The organism is Dyadobacter sp. HNCC25DJ184, from assembly GCF_056895215.1.
Genome location: NZ_JBXHAQ010000016.1, coordinates 30,821 through 48,275 on the forward strand (window position 1 = coordinate 30,821; position 17,455 = coordinate 48,275).

The 17,455-nt window shown below is 43.3% G+C and carries 16 protein-coding genes and 1 tRNA gene; 5 read left to right on the plus strand and 12 right to left on the minus strand.

Annotation, left to right across the window (positions count from 1 at the left end; all coding sequences use genetic code 11):
* Positions 1–19 precede the first annotated feature (19 nt).
* A complete protein-coding gene (locus tag AC1XUD_RS21330; protein WP_483363146.1) occupies positions 20–205 on the plus strand; it encodes a CorA family divalent cation transporter in 186 nt (61 codons plus the stop codon).
* A 103-nt stretch (positions 206–308) separates the two neighbouring features.
* Here AC1XUD_RS21330 and AC1XUD_RS21335 read toward each other — a convergent pair.
* Positions 309–380 (minus strand) — tRNA-Arg (locus AC1XUD_RS21335).
* Positions 381–630: 250 nt separating this feature from the next.
* Complete coding sequence (hflX, locus tag AC1XUD_RS21340) at positions 631–1,875, minus strand: GTPase HflX (RefSeq protein ID WP_483363049.1); 1,245 nt, start codon at positions 1,873–1,875, stop codon at positions 631–633.
* A gap of 409 nt (positions 1,876–2,284) precedes the next feature.
* On the opposite strand from hflX, the gene AC1XUD_RS21345 reads away from it, so the two are divergent.
* The 4 genes from AC1XUD_RS21345 (at position 2,285) to AC1XUD_RS21360 (ending at position 6,670) form a co-directional block, all read left to right on the plus strand.
* A complete protein-coding gene (locus tag AC1XUD_RS21345; protein ID WP_483363050.1) occupies positions 2,285–3,664 on the plus strand; it encodes an MATE family efflux transporter in 1,380 nt (459 codons plus the stop codon).
* A 274-nt stretch (positions 3,665–3,938) separates the two neighbouring features.
* Entirely contained in the window at positions 3,939–5,333 is a 1,395-nt protein-coding gene (locus tag AC1XUD_RS21350) for an MBL fold metallo-hydrolase (RefSeq protein ID WP_483363051.1), read from the plus strand.
* A 279-nt stretch (positions 5,334–5,612) separates the two neighbouring features.
* On the plus strand, positions 5,613–6,146 hold the full coding sequence (locus AC1XUD_RS21355) for a YeeE/YedE family protein (RefSeq protein ID WP_483363052.1): 534 nt from the start codon (positions 5,613–5,615) through the stop codon (positions 6,144–6,146).
* 17 nt (positions 6,147–6,163) lie between these two features.
* Positions 6,164–6,670 (plus strand): DUF6691 family protein, encoded by a 507-nt coding sequence (locus tag AC1XUD_RS21360; RefSeq protein ID WP_483363053.1) that lies wholly within the window; start codon positions 6,164–6,166, stop codon positions 6,668–6,670.
* Positions 6,671–6,757: 87 nt separating this feature from the next.
* Here the strand turns inward: AC1XUD_RS21360 and AC1XUD_RS21365 are convergent, their stop codons facing one another.
* The 10 genes from AC1XUD_RS21365 to AC1XUD_RS21410 all read right to left on the minus strand — a co-directional run bounded on the left by AC1XUD_RS21365 (position 6,758) and on the right by AC1XUD_RS21410 (position 17,407).
* On the minus strand, positions 6,758–7,501 hold the full coding sequence (locus AC1XUD_RS21365; RefSeq protein WP_483363054.1) for a class I SAM-dependent methyltransferase: 744 nt from the start codon (positions 7,499–7,501) through the stop codon (positions 6,758–6,760).
* A gap of 97 nt (positions 7,502–7,598) precedes the next feature.
* Positions 7,599–8,990, minus strand: coding sequence for a hypothetical protein (locus AC1XUD_RS21370; protein ID WP_483363055.1), 1,392 nt, complete (start codon positions 8,988–8,990; stop codon positions 7,599–7,601).
* An 18-nt stretch (positions 8,991–9,008) separates the two neighbouring features.
* Positions 9,009–9,350 (minus strand): heavy-metal-associated domain-containing protein, encoded by a 342-nt coding sequence (locus AC1XUD_RS21375; protein ID WP_483363056.1) that lies wholly within the window; start codon positions 9,348–9,350, stop codon positions 9,009–9,011.
* A 116-nt stretch (positions 9,351–9,466) separates the two neighbouring features.
* Positions 9,467–9,715 (minus strand): heavy metal-binding domain-containing protein, encoded by a 249-nt coding sequence (locus AC1XUD_RS21380; protein WP_483363057.1) that lies wholly within the window; start codon positions 9,713–9,715, stop codon positions 9,467–9,469.
* Positions 9,716–9,720: 5 nt separating this feature from the next.
* Positions 9,721–10,308 (minus strand): AraC family transcriptional regulator, encoded by a 588-nt coding sequence (locus tag AC1XUD_RS21385; protein WP_483363058.1) that lies wholly within the window; start codon positions 10,306–10,308, stop codon positions 9,721–9,723.
* Between the two features lie 186 nt (positions 10,309–10,494).
* Entirely contained in the window at positions 10,495–12,726 is a 2,232-nt protein-coding gene (locus tag AC1XUD_RS21390; RefSeq protein WP_483363059.1) for a TonB-dependent receptor, read from the minus strand.
* An 84-nt stretch (positions 12,727–12,810) separates the two neighbouring features.
* Entirely contained in the window at positions 12,811–13,275 is a 465-nt protein-coding gene (locus AC1XUD_RS21395; protein ID WP_483363060.1) for an HYC_CC_PP family protein, read from the minus strand.
* A gap of 83 nt (positions 13,276–13,358) precedes the next feature.
* Positions 13,359–13,568: a heavy-metal-associated domain-containing protein gene (locus AC1XUD_RS21400; protein ID WP_483363061.1), complete on the minus strand. Its 210-nt coding sequence runs from the start codon at positions 13,566–13,568 to the stop codon at positions 13,359–13,361.
* Between the two features lie 228 nt (positions 13,569–13,796).
* A complete protein-coding gene (locus AC1XUD_RS21405) occupies positions 13,797–15,023 on the minus strand; it encodes a C40 family peptidase (protein ID WP_483363062.1) in 1,227 nt (408 codons plus the stop codon).
* 155 nt (positions 15,024–15,178) lie between these two features.
* Positions 15,179–17,407 carry a heavy metal translocating P-type ATPase gene (locus AC1XUD_RS21410; protein ID WP_483363063.1) on the minus strand — a complete coding sequence of 743 codons (2,229 nt, stop codon included), beginning with the start codon at positions 17,405–17,407 and terminating at the stop codon, positions 15,179–15,181.
* Positions 17,408–17,455: the final 48 nt, after the last annotated feature.

Genomic DNA, 17,455 nt, shown 5'->3' on the forward strand with positions numbered 1-17,455 from the left:
ACATATCAAATCAAATAGGATAGATTTGGAACAAAATCGAGTCTTTAAGACACTTCCTATTATCACCATATGTGTTTCACTGCCAATGCTGGTCGCTGGAATATATGGGATGAATTTTGAATACATGCCAGAATTGAAATGGCAGTATGGATATTCTTATGTAATTATACTGCTATCGGTAAGTTTCGTAGCACCATTGTTTTGATTTAAGCGAAAAAGATGGGTGTAATGATAAAGGTGCAAAACCTCTCTGACTCTAAATAACGAACAAAAACACGGCGGGAGCCGTGTCTTTGAAGTGTTTGAAGTGACCGCGACGGGAATCGAACCCATATCTAGAGTTTAGGAAACTCCTATTCTATCCGTTGAACTACGCAGTCAAAATTTTCCGAACCCATATCCAGAGTTTAGGCCGGGGTCGCGCACGACAACGAATATTCTATCCGTTGAACTACGCAGTCAAAAATATCCGATCCCATATCCAGAGGTTAGGCTGGGGTCTACGCGACTCGGTCGCGCTCGACAACAAGTATTTTATCAGTTGAAATACCAACTCAAAAAAAGATTTCTCCGAGGGAGAAATCTTTTCAGGGTGCAAAATTGGCTAAAAGCAGATTAAATAGCAAGTTTTTAATCTTCAGATTCCACGGGAGTATATCCCAGATCAAGCCAGTTTGGATAGATGGCAAAGTGCTTCTCTTTTACCATCGCGAAAAGCGTATTCCGCAACTCGTCGATATTCTCTTTTTGAGTCGCTGAAATGAAGACTACTTTCTCTGCCTTATGAGCGATGTAACTTTTCTTGAGTTGATCCAGTAAAGGTTCTGTTGTGATCGGTCCTTCAGGTTCTTCATCCAGCCATTCGTTGTCATTGAAAGCTGGTTTATATGCATCTATTTTGTTGAAAACCAATATAGTAGGCTTGTCGGCGGCACCGATTTCTACCAGTGTTTTATTCACTACTTCCAGATGCTCTTCAAAAGATTCATGCGATATATCAAGCACATGAAGCAGGATATCCGCTTCCCGAACTTCGTCCAGTGTCGACTTAAATGACTCTATTAACGTTGTAGGCAATTTCCGGATGAAGCCTACTGTGTCCGTCAGCAGAAATGGAATATTTTCCATATTTACCTTACGAACCGTAGAATCCACGGTCGCAAAAAGCTTGTTCTCTGCAAACACATCTGCTTTAGACAAACTTTTCATGAGTGTTGACTTGCCGACGTTCGTATATCCAACCAACGCAACACGCACCAATCGATCACGTTCTTTGCGTCGGGTAATACTCTGTTTGTCAACTTTATCCAATTTTTCCTTGAGGAAAGTAATCCTTTCTTTTACAATACGACGGTCAGTCTCGAGTTCCTTTTCACCCGGTCCGCGCATACCGACACCACCACCATCCTGACGACTTAAGTGAGACCACATACGGGTCAGCCGGGGATACATATATTGGTATTGGGCAAGTTCCACCTGCAATTTAGATTGTGCAGTTTGGGCACGCATTGCAAATATATCCAGGATCAATAATCCCCTGTCAATCACCTTAACATCCTTAAATACGGCTTCCAGATTTCGCACTTGTGAAGGAGACAGATCATCATCATAAATGATCATATCCACAGGCTCGGCCAAAATAAAGGTTTGAATTTCCTCCAGTTTTCCCTTACCGGTGTACGTCCTGATATCCGGTTTTTCGAGATTCTGTGTGAAGGTTTGTACTGTTTCGATGCCCAACGTAGTGGCCAAAAATGCCAATTCATCAAGGTATTCACGGGTTTTTGCAGCACCCTGTTTTTGTGTACTCACCGCTACCAACACAGCTCTTTCCTGCTTCACGGCAGTACTATGCAATTTTTTCTTTTCAATCATTCAATTCGATTTTAACGGTCATCCTTAAATTATCAACGCCACTAAGACACAAAGTCACAATCAAGAATTTGTTATTCAGTTTATAAGGCTAAATTCTTCGAAACTTCCCTTGCAAAACTATTCGCAAAGCCATTATTAAGGATTGACGTAAGATTTCAACGGAATCAACCCGCCAAAAGTTCATTATAGCCCTCAGTGAATATACCGTTAAGATTTATATAAATCCACTATTAATTTGAATAATAAAAATCCGGTTTATTATCTTTGGCCAAATTCTATATGCCTATGTTGGTTTTTAACTAGGCTTCCAAGCCACTCCGTTTTTTTGTCGTTGTTTCCAGATTCTCTGTTTAAGCTTCTCTAAACCGACACACTCTCATATTCTCCATATTTGAATTCAATATAGTTCATGAAAAAGTGGTTTTCACTTCTTCGTCAGGCTCTTAATGGCAGCGAGGAAAACTTCACAACCGGAAGTATAAAACGTGCGATTTTTTTACTGGCAATTCCCATGATCGTCGAGATGATCATGGAGTCTCTTTTTGCCGTTGTTGATATCTTTTTTGTATCCAAAATTAGTATTGAGGCCGTTGCAACCGTCGGCTTGACCGAATCGGTTATTACTATTATCTACTCCATTGCAATGGGTTTGAGTACAGCCGCAACGGCTGTCATCGCCAGAAGGGTAGGTGAGGGGAATCCGCAGGAGGGCCGTAGAGCTATTGGGCAAGTAATATTAATATCCCTGGCGATTTCGTCTATAACAGCTTTTGTTGGTGGATTTTGGGCGGGTGATATATTGCGTATCATGGGAGCCGATGACGTAGTCATTGCGACCGGGACGACATTTGCCCGTATCCAGTTTTTAAGTAGTCCGGTAGTCATATTGCTCTATTCTCTCAGTGGTGCACTACGTGGTGCGGGATCAGCATCTACTGCCATGCGTTCGCTGATCATCGCGAACGGAATGAATATGATATTGGGGCCAATCCTGATTTTTGGTCTTGGCCCAATGCCCGAGCTCGGAGTGACAGGCGCGGCGATCGCGACTGTGATTGGTCGCTCGCTCGGAGTTGCATATCAGCTGACTTCTTTAATAAGATCATCGCTTTCTTTTACGTTGAAGGATCTTCGCCCGCATTTGGAGACTGTCAAAACCATTGTCGAAGTAGCAGCAGGAGGCGCCGGTCAGTTTCTTATTTCATCGGCCAGCTGGATATTCCTGACGCGGATATTGGCAGAGTTTGGAAGCGATGTCGTTGGCGGATATACCATAGCGATCCGCGTTATTATGTTTACACTTTTACCAGCCTGGGGTCTTGCGAATGCCGCCGCCACCTTGGTAGGGCAGAATATGGGTGCTCAAAAAATTGACCGTGCGGAAATTTCGGTATGGAAATGTGCGAAGTACAATCTGGTTTTTTTATTAGCCTTATCTGTATTTTTAATCTTTGGGGCGGAAGAAATCATTGGCTGGTTTACAAATAATCAGGCTGCGATTTTGACCGGTACGGAGGCTTTACAGATTCTTTGTCTCGGGTACGGCTTCTATTCCTACGGTATGGTGATTATCCAGGCACTAAACGGCGCGGGGGATACGAAAACACCGACTGTTTTGAATTTAATATGCTTTTGGGCCATAGAAATTCCACTGGCATATACATTGGCGATAATCGCTGGTCTCGGGCCAATAGGCGTTTTTGCTTCCGTACCTATTGCTGAGTCTGTCTTGGCTATGCTGGGAATTTGGAGGTTCAGACTGGGCGGTTGGAAATTGGTAAAAGTTTAAGTTGTATTTATAAGAATACATCAGACGTTCGCGCTATTTGGGTAAATTTGACCGTCCGGAGGGACTATTGTGATTACTCCGGACGTTCTGTAAATGAAACCTCGTGTTTCGGAAACGGTCTTGCTTTTGTGGTAAAAGCTGATTTATCCGACGGCTTTTTGTATCGGGAATTTATATTCTGATAAACGAGTTTTTTAATGCAGAGTAGATAGTCGTTACGATGCTTTTTAAATATTGCGGGCAGATAACAAAAGGGAAGATCTTATTGGAACTTATGAAAATTGAACAAATTTATACAGGATGCCTGGCTCAGGGTGCCTATTATATTGAGTCGGACGGGGAGGCAGCGGTGATCGATCCTCTTCGTGAGGTGGGTGGCTATATCAAGAGAGCAGAAAAAGACGGAGCAAAGATAAAATACGTTTTCGAGACTCATTTTCATGCAGATTTCGTGTCAGGGCATGTGGATTTGGCCAGGAAAACTGGAGCAACAATTGTATATGGACCGAATGCGGTAACTGGTTTTGAAGCACATATCGCAGAAGATCTGGAAACTTTTAAAATCGGTCGGATAACGGTTCAATTGCTGCATACACCGGGACATACCCTGGAGTCAGTTTGTTATTTGTTGTTCAATGAAGAGCAAAAAGCGACTGCTTTGTTCAGTGGGGATACGTTGTTTATCGGTGATGTAGGTCGGCCAGATCTTGCCCAAAAAAGCAGTTTGACCAAGTTTGATCTGGCCGGAATGCTGTTTGATAGTTTGAGAAGTAAAATTATGCCGCTGGCCGATGACATAATAGTTTATCCTGCCCATGGTGCTGGATCGGCTTGCGGTAAGAATATGAGTAAGGAAACATCGGATACTATTGGAAATCAAAAGTTGTTCAATTACGCGCTAAGAGCTGATATGACGCGCGAGGAGTTTATATCCGAAGTGACAGCTGGCCTGACAGAACCACCGCAATATTTTCCGGAAAATGTGAAGATGAACCGAGAGGGATCTGAAAGTTTCGAAAGCGTATTGAAACGAGGCGTGAGGGCGTTGACCGCATCAGATTTTGAAGACGCGGCAAACCACACAGAAGCGATCATTCTGGATACCCGCAACGCTGGTGAATTCTCGAAAGGATTTATTCCTAATTCTATTAATATAGGTCTTGTTGGAAGTTTCGCACCTTGGCTGGGAGCACTGGTTCCCGATCTGAAACAGCATGTTTTGCTGGTTGCAGATGAAGGATCCGAGGAAGAGGTGATTACCCGGATGGCGAGAGTAGGCTATGATCACACGATCGGATACCTCGAAGGGGGATTCGAAACATGGCAAAAGGCGGGAAAGGAAGTGGATACCATTGAAAACGTCCCTGCCGGTCAATTGATGGACATCGACGCAGAAAAAGATACAATTATAGACGTTCGGAAACCCAATGAATTTGCTGAAGGACATGTCGCCGGAGCATTGAACCTGCCGCTCGATTATATCAATGACGTAATGGGAGAATTTCCCAGAAGTGGAAAAATGTTTATTCATTGCGCCGGAGGGTATCGATCAATGGTCGCTGCCTCAATATTGAAATCACGCGGATTTGACGATATAGCAAATGTTGAAGGTGGATTCGGGGCGATTCAGAAGGCAGGAGTTGATGTTACAACTGAAGTTTCTGTTTGAAATGGCTCACGCAGATGTATAAGAGTTTAACGCAGAGATCGCTGCGTTTTTTTTACTGCGAATTCAGCGTTAAACTCCATTAACCCTGCGTTTAGAACAAAAAAAAATAAAAGGGCTAGACTACCGCGCAACAGTCATAAATGGACTTTTGAAAGCACCATCAGTCCACTTAAGGTAAATAAAATAAATCCCATTTGGACTAATCGCTAACACCTAATCGCTGACTTCTAAAAAATTATTGAATTTATCGAAGCACTTCGATAGCCATGGCCGTGGTATGTGGCCGGACCGCTGATCGGACTCACAGTTCCGGTTTTACTATTATTGGGAAACAAATCTTTTGGAATCTCATCCGCGTTAAGGCATATCTGTGCCGCAGCAATTCCTGCCAATATTCCATTTTTCAAATATGACTGGCACAAGGGTATCTGGAATCTATTCTTTGTGACAGGTATCGCTATCGGCGGCTTTCTTGCGGTGTCCTTCTTGGCGGATCCGAATGCGATGGTTATTGCACCCGCTACGCATCAAGTACTCTCGTCAATGGGAATTACAGATTTCAGTTCCTTGATGCCTGCGGATCTGTTTGCTGTGTCTCATATACTTTCTTTAAAAGGACTTATTTTTCTGGTTCTCGGTGGGTTTTTAGTGGGTTTTGGAACGAGATATGCCGGAGGTTGCACATCAGGTCATGCAATCATGGGCCTTTCGAATCTGCAAATTCCATCGCTGATCGCAACTATCAGTTTTATGGTGGGAGGACTGGTTTGCACCCATTTTTTGTTGCCCATTTTGCTTGACTTAGTGAAATAACATTGAAAAATTTTGACATGATAAATTCATCGGAGATAGTAGAAAAGTCAGGATCGGAGGAAGGTATCGATTGTTTTGACGGTACTAACCAGCAGAGTCATAGAGAAAGCTTTTTTGCAAATTTCAAGTACCTGATTGTCGGAGTACTATTCGGAATCGTATTTGTAAAGGCTGAAATTGTTTCCTGGTTTCGTATTCAGGAAATGTTCCGCTTTGACTCGTTTCATATGTATGGCGTGATTGGCTCAGCAGTGGCTGTAGGACTCATCTCGGTACAGCTCATCAAAAAATTTGATATTAGAACCCGCGATGGAGAACGCATATCTATTCCTGATAAGACTTTTGATAAAGGCCAGATTTTTGGCGGGTTACTTTTCGGAATTGGGTGGGCCATAACCGGAGCTTGTCCGGGTCCATTGTTTGCCCAAATCGGCGCTGGATATTTGTCGGTTATAGTCACCTTTTTGAGTGCGATCGCTGGAACCTGGGTATATGGTTTACTTCGCCCGAAACTTCCACATTGAACGAAAAGGTCTCGTCAGGAGATGCTCGGAGATGCCCAGTCATGCGATTGGTTTGCCGTACGAAACTGATCGGAAACCTTTTTGTTTTTACATTTTCCGGGCAAGTAAATATAGATGTTCATCACCCAACGTAAACGGATCTGCCTCGATGCTGGAATAGGCTCCTATTGTTTCAAAACCAGCTTTTTCGAAAATTGCACTTAGTTCGGCGAGGGAATAGATGTATTGTTTGACCATATGCGTCACTTTCTCCGTTCCTGAAATAAACGTCTGTTCAGAGTCGATACAGCCCTCTAGTGCATTGTATTCGTTTGTGGCGAGGTAAGTAATATCCTCATCAACCGGCATCCAGTTTCTCACCTGGAAATCGGGTAACACAGTTTCAGCGAGGTTTTGGGTATGAATTGTAAAATATGCTCCTGACTTCAGGCTTGCGGATATCTTTTCTACAAAATGCGTTAAGTCTTTTCGTGGGAAAAAGCTGAAGCTGTTTCCGAAACAATACGCTGCATCAAACTGTTGATCTGCAAACTCATAATCGATTATATCACTGCATATCACTTCAATATCAAGTCCGTTTTTATGCGCCGCTTTTGTTAGTTCGTCGCAATATTCGGAAGATATATCGATACATGTCAACTGACACCCCGACTTGGCAAGCGGGATGGCATGGCGGCCATATCCGGAAAGAAGATCCAACACTCTGCTTCCTTCTTCGATTTCCAGCACATCGCGCAGAAAATCAACTTCGTATTCTGTATATTCTTCCTCCTGGTGCATTTTCCACGCACGTTGAGGCAATCCCTGAAAATAAGTATGGTACCAGGCCAAGATCGTTGTCGCTTTTTTATATCGGGCGTAAAAGTAAAGAGAATATGCCCACGAACCGTGAATGACCTGAAAATTAGGAACGATCGGAAACCCGGAACTACCACATATTCACCATGGCCGGAGTAATTCTAAGATATACCTGACCGGAAATAGGAGTATCGCCGTAAGTTGGTTTTAGCTGAGATTCGTTAAAATGAAGACTTCCCTGAATACCAGCTTGTAACAATGTATTTTTAAAAGAAAGGATCTGACGATTGATTCCCACAGAAATCACCGAGATGGGAAACAAGTCTTTTTCGGTATGGTCAAACCAGGCGATATTTAACTCTTCAGCACTTTTCTGAACCCATTCGTATCGTCCATAAAAGCCCCATTTGTCAATCTGTAAATTCGATTCGGCCAGCGCTGAATATTCTCTTTCATGATCTTCGTGTTCGTTCATACCGCCAACAATACTAGACGAAATCCAGCGGTTGTCGCCATATAACCGCACTGAGTGCTGAACGGAAGCAGTCGTCCTGTTTATATCATCATTGACATGGATCGCTTCCGGATCCTTGATAAAACCTCTTGAAACCTGAATCGCCCAGTTTGCATTGGGATTGAACCACAATCTGGCGCTATACGAATCAAACAACGGTTTATCAAAATTATAGCGGTTTTCATCGGGTTCGCGTCCTGTAAAACTGGATGCCTCCAATTTGAATTTGCCATATCGGATTCCTGCCGTCACAACTCCGAAAGTAATATGCGTTGCGTCCTGCCAATGGTGACCCAGAGCAGCGTCCGGATTGTTGAACGCCGACATACGATGCATAAACGCAGTTGGACCCAATGCAGGCTCACCGGGATATCCGGCATATATCGTCACATCCATTTTCTTGTTAATGCGATGCGTATATGCAATGGAAAGTTCAGAAAACAGGTCATGAGGATGCTGCCGGTCTATCAAAGGCACTCCTTGCCAGGTTTCACCCGATTGAAAAACAAGGGGATATCCAGATCCGCCATCCAAAAGACGATCTGCTGAGAGCATGGCCCGGAAAGAGAAGAGGCCTCTTTTACCAATTTGTCGCTGTGCCATTCCCATCAACCAACTCGGAAAACTGAACTCACGAGCCGAACCCCGAAAGGATGAATTGTTGAAATTTTGAGCCGTATATCTGGCAAAAACAGAACCATGTACCATGAAATTCCACTTCTTAAGATGCTTCATATAAGCATATAGAGGAGTTTCGTCGGGTTGCCAACCGGAACCAGAACCGTTCCGATTCATGGGCAGACTTAACGAGAAACTATGCGTCATATGGTGAGCCATGGAGTCTGGCTTTTCCATATTGTTCATATGCTTGCTATGATCTTCCATGCCAGTCTGAGTGCTTTTTGGTGCTGGATGGGAGGTCTTCATATGGTCATGTTGGGCAAGCGTCAATGAAGGGACCAGCAAAACCGGAAGCGCAAGCAAAGCAGAAATGATAGGGAATTTCATAAGAAATGTTAAAATGACTTAATGTTTAGCGGCAGTTTTTTTGCAACAATCAGGCAGTTTGTTGTATGATTTAGGAGTCGCCGGTAAATTGTCCGCGTCGTAGCCGGTATTTATGATAGTAGCTTTAATTGCGTCCGGAGTCGTTTTGGCTGGATTGTATTTTACTGTCACTACCTTATCGTTTAAATCCAGATTCGATTCTTTAACTCCTTTTGACAAACCCAGATTGCGTTCAATGCGTGCTTTACACATTTCGCATATAGCCGAGGTCTTAATTTTCACTTCCTTATCACCCTCCGCTTGCGCAGTACCAAGGACGAAAAGGAATATGGCTAGAAATGATATAAGCTTGGTTTTCATAAGTTTATTTTATTTAAGACTGATTTTCAAAAACACGATGAACTAAGTGTCTTATTATTAACTTGTTATAACAGCTAACAGCTAACAGCTAACAGCTAACAGCTAACAGCTAACAGCTAATGACTATGCCCTGTAGAGTCCGCTTCACCCTCTACCATGGCTACTTCTTCAAGGTCCATTTTGCAAACGGGACATTTGCCCGCCTGGTCGTATTTTTTGTCGCCCTCGCATTTCATCGGACAGGCGTATTGTTTGGTTTGTGCAACGGATTCAGTTTTTGTTTCCGTAGCTGCTTTTTCAGTTTCTTTATTTCCTGAACATGCGGCTAAAAATGTGATGCCAAGGATGAAAAAAAGTTTGTTCATATCTATTAAGATTTAAGGTTGCTAATGCCGACTTTATCTAACGCCTGCCGATTTTGTGTAAAGCTTTTTTTATACTCTCCAGGTGTCATGCCCGTCACTTTTTTGAACTGATTACTCAGATGTGCGGCGCTGCTATATGAAAGGCGCCAAGCCATTTCGCTGATCGTCAGTTCATTATACGAAAGCCATTCTTTTACTTTTTCAATTTTTTGAGCAATGATATATTGTTCAATATTCTGGCCCGTTTCTGCGGAGAAAAGATTGCTCAGGTAAGAGTAATCATATCCCGTTTTTTGAGACAAATAATCAGAGAAATTTACAGAATCCGGCTTATTGCCCTTGAAAAACTGAACTTCTTCAATGATTAGTGTTTTCAAATATTCTGCGATCGTAGCCTTTTTGTCGTCGAGTAATTCGAAACCGTTAGCCTGCAAAGCGGATTTTATATGCGCCAGCATATGGTCATCAGGTTCATCCTTTGTTTCGACCTCCCCTAAATCTACGCGGGTCAGTGATATCCCAAGCTTTTCAAGCTCTTCCCTCACCACCCGCTTACAACGGTCGCAGACCATGTTTTTGATATGTAAGTTCATGGAGTTTGATGCTGAATGAGAGAATGGGTGAATGAGCGAATGTTTTGCCCGAAATTAATTTGTTTGATTTTTCTATATTTTCTCATCTGTATAAAGCCGTTTTATTCAATTCTACAAGTGCTATTTTCTTTCAGCTACTACGATCCGAGGCACCTATTCACTCATTAGCTCATTCAAAATTAGTTTCTACCGATTAATCTTATATCGCATCCCCGCATAAATCATCCGACCCGTCACAGGCCCCCAGGCCATTCCTGCGTCGAATTGGCTGCCGAATGGATTATTGGCTGCAATAATCGGATTTTTTTGGCGGAAATTGTTCAGATTTTCGCCGCCAAGATAGATATCCCATTTTGGGAAAGTACGACTGATCTGTGCATTTAGATTAAAAAACGACGGCGACCAGGTGGACGGCATGACCATAGTTTCTCCGTGATGACTCTCCTCCATTGGTCCCAAATACGGAATTCGCTTCTTTCCGTTCCACTGAACGGTCACGTCAAATTTCCATTTGTCATATGGCAACGCATAGCCCGCGTTGAACAATACTCTGTCTTTGTTGACCATCATTCTAGGTTCTAGGGATACGTTTTGATCATTATATCCTAAAGATTGTTTTACATCAAACAGCCGGTAGGCGAGTTTCATTTCCAGTCGTTTAATAGGCGTCAGATTTACTTCTGCCTGAAAACTATTGGCATATGCTTGTCCTTGTAAGTTGTAAAAACGGATATATCGCGGGTCTTCCATATCTGCAATCAGTTGATTTTGGAATTGAGTCCTGTAAAAATCGATAATCACATTTCCCTTCATATTTCCCAAAGTATATTCCTGTGTAAGGCTTGCTCCGAAATTCCATGAAACCTCCGGTCGCAGTTTCTCTTCAAAAACAACGTTTCTTGAACTAACCAGATTCCCATAATATTCCGCCAATGGATTCGCAACTCTGAAACCTTTTCCTGCCGATGCTCTTAGAACAGTTTGATTCGACAGATTGTATTTCAAATGTAGCCGTGGTGTCCATTGGGTTCCATATAAGTTATGGAAATCAACACGGCCGCCCGCTACCATCACAAACTTGTCAAGATGGTTAAAGGTATATTCAAAAAATGCACCGGGTACTGACTCGTTCCTTTTCAGGGATGTGGTTTTGTAAAGCTCGTTATACTGGTCCAGCATATAGCTCAAACCGGTTTTATAAGTATGGTTGCTGTTACCAATGATCGATTGATAGATCAGATTCCCGTAAAGTGTGTTCTGCTTCCCGTTGTAATTCGCAAGTCCAAAGTAACTTTTGGAATCATAGGCCGTCCCGTTCAGTATCAACCCCAAACCCTTATATGGTTTGGAAGGAAATAATCTTGCAATTTTCGAAAAGAACTCATATCGGTTCACTTTTGCCCCAAAACCATATATTTTTGAACTGCCCCTGTCCTCTTTATGAAAGTCAACCTGACCGCCCATCCGGTCTTCGTAAAGTGCTTTTACACCAAACTGAACCATCATCTTTTCGCTCTGATATTTCCATCGGCTAATCGCATTAACCTGATTGTATAGCGGCAGGTCGAGAAAACCATCATGATTCTGGTCGATCCGATTCCTCAAACTGCTGCCATGGGTAAGCAGCGCCGTGCTCCATTTTTCGTTGAGCTGGTGAGCAAGGTTAAGGTTCACCTCCCCACGTCCGAAACTATTGACATAGCTATTGAGATATAGCTTTTCACGACTATCGGGCTTTTGCAATTCAACATTTATCTGGCCGGTCATGGACTCATATCCGTTCACCACCGAGCCAGCCCCTTTTCCGATATCAATCGACTGGATCCAGGTGCCAGGAATAAAATTCAGCCCGAAAGTAGATGATAGTCCACGGATCGTCGGAATATTCTCTGCGTTGGTCTGGATGTACGTGCCGTTCAAACCCAGCATCTGAATTTGCTTTGCGCCAGTGACCGCATCGCTGTACGAAACTGAAACGGAGGCATTGGTTTCGAAACTTTCCGACAGATTACAACAAGCTGCTTTTGCCAGTGTTCGTGTCGTAATCATCTCGGTTTGATGAGGGGAAAGTAAATCCAGCGTCGTTGAACCTCCCCGAACCGTTACCTCTTTCAAAGTCTGGTCGCTACGAAGTACCACTTGAAGTTCGCTGGCGGATTCGATTTTTACAGTGTCGCTTACAAATCCAACAAAACTGATAACGAGTAGGTTAGAAGTCGCACTACGGGGTATTGAAAAATGCCCTGAACTGTCTGTCGCCGTTGCCTGGGTTGTTTTGGCCCAATATACATTCGCGCCAGTCAGTGGTTTTAGTGTAGTGCTATTTGGTAGCTGCTCATTCACAGAGCCTTTTATGCTTTGCGCATCCGCAGCTGCGGATATGGCCAATAATAAGAGTATTGGAAATAGAAATTTCATGTGTGATATCAAAATATTGGAACATCAGTTTTAGCCTCGCATGCGTCTGATGCATGTGGATTTAACTATTTGTTAATCAATATTTTATATCAAAAATGACTGGATGAAAGAGTGCATACTTCTCCCATGAAGCCGGGAAGAGAATGTGACTGGACGATCCAGATCGTCAGAGGCGGAACTACTCCATTGGGAGCGAATAAATTGGAAAGATTGAGCAAACCATAATATTCCGTCAGTCGAAATATCGAGCGATTTACCTAGCAATTTGCTGACAGCAGATGGAGCGACGTCGAGTTTTTCAAACTTCTGTGTTTCCTTACAGCAATCCGTTTTTTTAAAATAGGTGGCTTGGCTGTTCTTTTGCTTCTTGGCAGCGCAGCATGCAGATTCAACTGTTTTCTCACACGAATCACCTTCTTTCTGAAAAACCGCCATTGCAGATTTACCACGCATCAAACATTGATGCTCGACAAACCTGAATCCGACGCTGCTTAGCAGAATCAGAAAGGCCATCAAAGTGGTAAGTGAACGGTGAAGCAGGTTTTTCATTAATATTATATCTTTTCAGATAAGTGAACTCCGGCTATTCGGGGACTAGCAATAAACTAATTACTTGGCAAAGGTATTAATAATCAGGCGATTTCGTCTGCCTCGTACCCAGCCTTTTTGATAAGTTGAGTTATATCGTCAGCGGTTTCGGTTGTTTGAACAGTTAGTATCCGATCCGCACTTTCCAGATCCACAGACCATTCGCTTATCTTTTCCTCTCCATCCAGAAAGGGAGTTACGGTGGCAATACAACCGCCGCATTTAATATTGGTTTTAAATTTCAGTGTCTCCATTTTTTTTAGCTAATAGCTATTAGCGGTTAGCTTTTAGTTTTTTTGATTTGAAATCTTTGCATTTAGACGCAAGGAAGGAGAGGTTGAAGCAAAGTCGCAAAAATAAACTCAGCGAACTCCGCGTAAATACACCCTTTAACTCTGCGTTAAACCTGTTACAAATATGGCAGGTTCTACCAACCCGATTAATACACAATTATAGATATTTGTTACATAGTTTTTGGACGGCTATTTAACCAGATATGCCGGATTTTGGGATAAATATGAAATGCCTGGCGTACCGATTTGCCCGAAATACCGTCTTGCCTTTACAATCGTTCTGGTCTGAAAATCATCGTAATCCGGCGAATCCGGCAACATGCTGTTGATCCTGACTTTGCCTGATGAATGGATGAATTGGCCTTTGCCGGTATACATCGCCACGTGGGTCACACGGGCGTTTGGCTCCCGATCTTTTCCACTTGCGAAAAACAATAAGTCTCCGGGTTGCAGATTCTTGATCGCCAAATCCATATCAAAATGTCCGTTGGCCAATACTGGTATATCTTCGCCGACCAGAGCTTGCTGCGATGCGTCCCGCGGAATCACAACGCCATTCATGAAAAAAGCTGTTTTCGTAAAACCGCTGCAATCGACACCTTTTACTGACGTGCCGCCCCATAGATAAGGAACACCCATCATCGTTTTGGCGATACCAATTACTGCCTCAGGTTTGGGTGAGTTTTTTGCGCTCCAAATGGTGTAATCCGCCATCTGAGCGACTGGAACATAAGCCGTTCTGGCGTCGGGATATTGGACATGGTAGTACCCTTTTGATTTGCCAAGGTTAACAAGAATATCTCCCATCACAAGATCTGATATGCGTTCGGATTTGTCTTTGGGTTGAGCCAGGCCATGTCCATAATCGTCCGTAAAGATTAGCTTCTGTTTGGATTTCCATTCATTTAACGTCTTTTGGTTGAGGATGTTAATGGCTCCGGCATCCAGCCAGGCAATGTATTGATCTGGTGTTCGTACCAGATAATAGTACCCTTCCTTTTTCAGTATATCCAGAGGCGTGCCCAACAAAGCTTGTGTGGCCAGTTCTGCCGAATTTCGTGGGTTGGCTCGCAAATTTACTACCGAAAGATTGACCAGCGCCTGTGTGTTTTCACCCAATTCTTTTGCAGGATACACGGCGATATTTATCGGGAGCTGGATATGTTCTGTTTTTAAAATGCTACTGAACTTGTCTGCCGCAGCCTTTTCAGTTGTCTCAATCTGGTATTCATTTTTATCAATAACAAGATTAAAAAGTGCTGTTCTACTATCCGGAGCAAACTCCGTTTTCAGATCTCTGCATATCTGCTGAATGCGTTTTATTTCGGTAGAATCAGTGGATATGCAGTCGGCAACGGCTCTGTTAAGTGAGAGCAGAGCTACACAAACGAGGAAGACTGTTTTACAAAATTTCATTAGACAATAGTAATTGAGAATGTAAAAGTCTGGTTTTTAATCAATTTCAACGGTAAAATCTAAACGCCGAGTTAGAGGAGTAACGCGCAGAGTTTCTTTAAAAATAAAACTCAGCGAAATTCTGCGCATAACTCCCAAAACTCTGCGTTTAAAACTCATATCCTCACCGAACGCAATCTTAAACTATTCAGTACAACGGAAACCGAACTCAAGGCCATTGCTGCCCCTGCGATCATTGGATCCAGTAAAAAGCCATTTACTGGATATAATATACCTGCCGCTAATGGAATTCCGATCAGGTTATAGATAAATGCCCAGAAAAGGTTTTGACGTATTGTCACTACTGTTTTTCGGCTAAGCGAAAAGGCTCTCGGAAGAACCAGCAAGTCAGAGCTGATGATCGTCATTTTCGCAACATCCATTGCAATATCCGAACCCTTACCCATAGCAATACTTACATCCGCTTCTGCCAGGGCCTGAGAGTCATTGATGCCGTCGCCCACCATTGCCACCGTCTTGCCCTGCGCCTGTAATTTTTTTACAAATGCCATTTTATCGGCAGGCTTTACTTCCGCCTCGAAATGTGTTATGCCCATTTCTTTTGCCACAGCCGTTGCTGTCTCCAGATTATCGCCGGTAAGCATATATACTTCAATTCCGTCTTTTTGAAGGAGCTGAATTGCCTCGCGGGAACTTGCTTTAACTTTGTCGGCAATGGCGATGACAGCGATATGGCTTCCGTTAGCACCCACTCCGATTACGGTTTTAGCTTGACTGCGAAGGACCTGTCCCGATTTTTCTAACTCTTGATTTATTGGAATACCTTCCGTTTTGAGAAACGAAATCGTCCCGATCACATATCTATATCCATCGACAACCCCTTTTATCCCATTACCAGCAACGGACGCAAATGAAGTTACGGGCAAAAGGGAATATTGATCTAAATGGTTTACAACAGCCTGAGCCAATGGATGCTCCGATCGGCTTTCAAGCGTTTTTATGGCGGAGAAATGTACATCCGTATTTTCGTTTTCGGAACTCCATATCCAGTCATTCACTACCGGACGACCTTCTGTGATCGTACCGGTTTTGTCTAAAATCACAGCGTCCACGTCCTTCGTTTTTTCAAGACTTTGGGCGTCCTTAATGAGGATGTTATTTTGAGCTCCTTTTCCGATACCAACCATAATAGCCGTTGGCGTAGCTAATCCAAGCGCACACGGACAGGCAATCACGAGTACTGAGACAGAGGCCAGCAGTGCATGTGTCAGCGCATTTTCACCTCCAGAAATCATCCATATGGCAAATGTGAGGATTGCAATCCCTATCACAACCGGAACGAATATACCGGCGATCTTATCCACCAAAGTTTGCACAGGAGCCCTGCTACCTTGCGCTGCCTGAATCGTCTTTATAATCTGGGCCAGAACTGTATTCTTACCTACCTTTTCTGCCTCGAAAGTGAAGCTTCCCTGCTGGTTGATCGTTCCAGCAAATACCTGACTACTTTTTTCTTTAAGCCCAGGTAAGGGTTCGCCAGTCATCAAACTTTCATCAACAAACGAACTTCCGCTCACCACTTTTCCATCGACAGGAATTTTTTCCCCGGACCGGATAATGATCTCATCTCCGGTTCTTACATCTTTGATATTGATTTCGCTCTCCACACCTTTCCGAACCACCCGAAGCGTTTTAGGTTGCAGGCCAATCAGCTTTTTGAGCGCGTCGGAAGTATTTGATTTGGCCCTCTCTTCCAGAAGCTTGCCCAAAAGAATGAAGAAGATGATGACCGAAGCTGCTTCAAAATATACATGTGGATGTAACCCGCGAGCGTGCCAGAATTCTGGAAAGAAAGTATTGAAAGTGCTGAATATGAAAGCGATACCCGTGCTCAATGCAACTAAAGAATCCATGTTTGCCTTTCCGTGGCGCGCCTGATTCCATGCATTTGCGTAAAAATCTTTGCCAAAAAATACCAACACCGGAAGCGAAAGCATCATCATCATATAGTTACCATAAGGCATATCCATGAAAAACATGCCAATGACAACGATGGGCAGGGAAAGTATGCCAGCCCATATTGTCTTGAATTTCAGTTTATTATAATGCTCAGCCTGAATGGATTCTTTCACCAGTGCCGCTTCCTCTTCGTCTTCCTGAACAATCAATCCGTATCCGATCTTTTTCAAAACCTCATCCAGTTGGGGTAGGGTAGTCAGGTCAGGATTGTATTTGAAAGTCACAGATTCGTTGGCATAGTTCACCGAAGCGTCGGCAACGCCCTCTGTATGATTTAACATGGACTGAACACTCACCGCGCAGGATGCACACGACATACCGGTTACCGGCAGTGTCATTTCCTTGGTCTTGGTCATCGTTTCCATCGTATGGCTATTTATTTTACACAAAGGTAAGGATCAACTACTGCGACG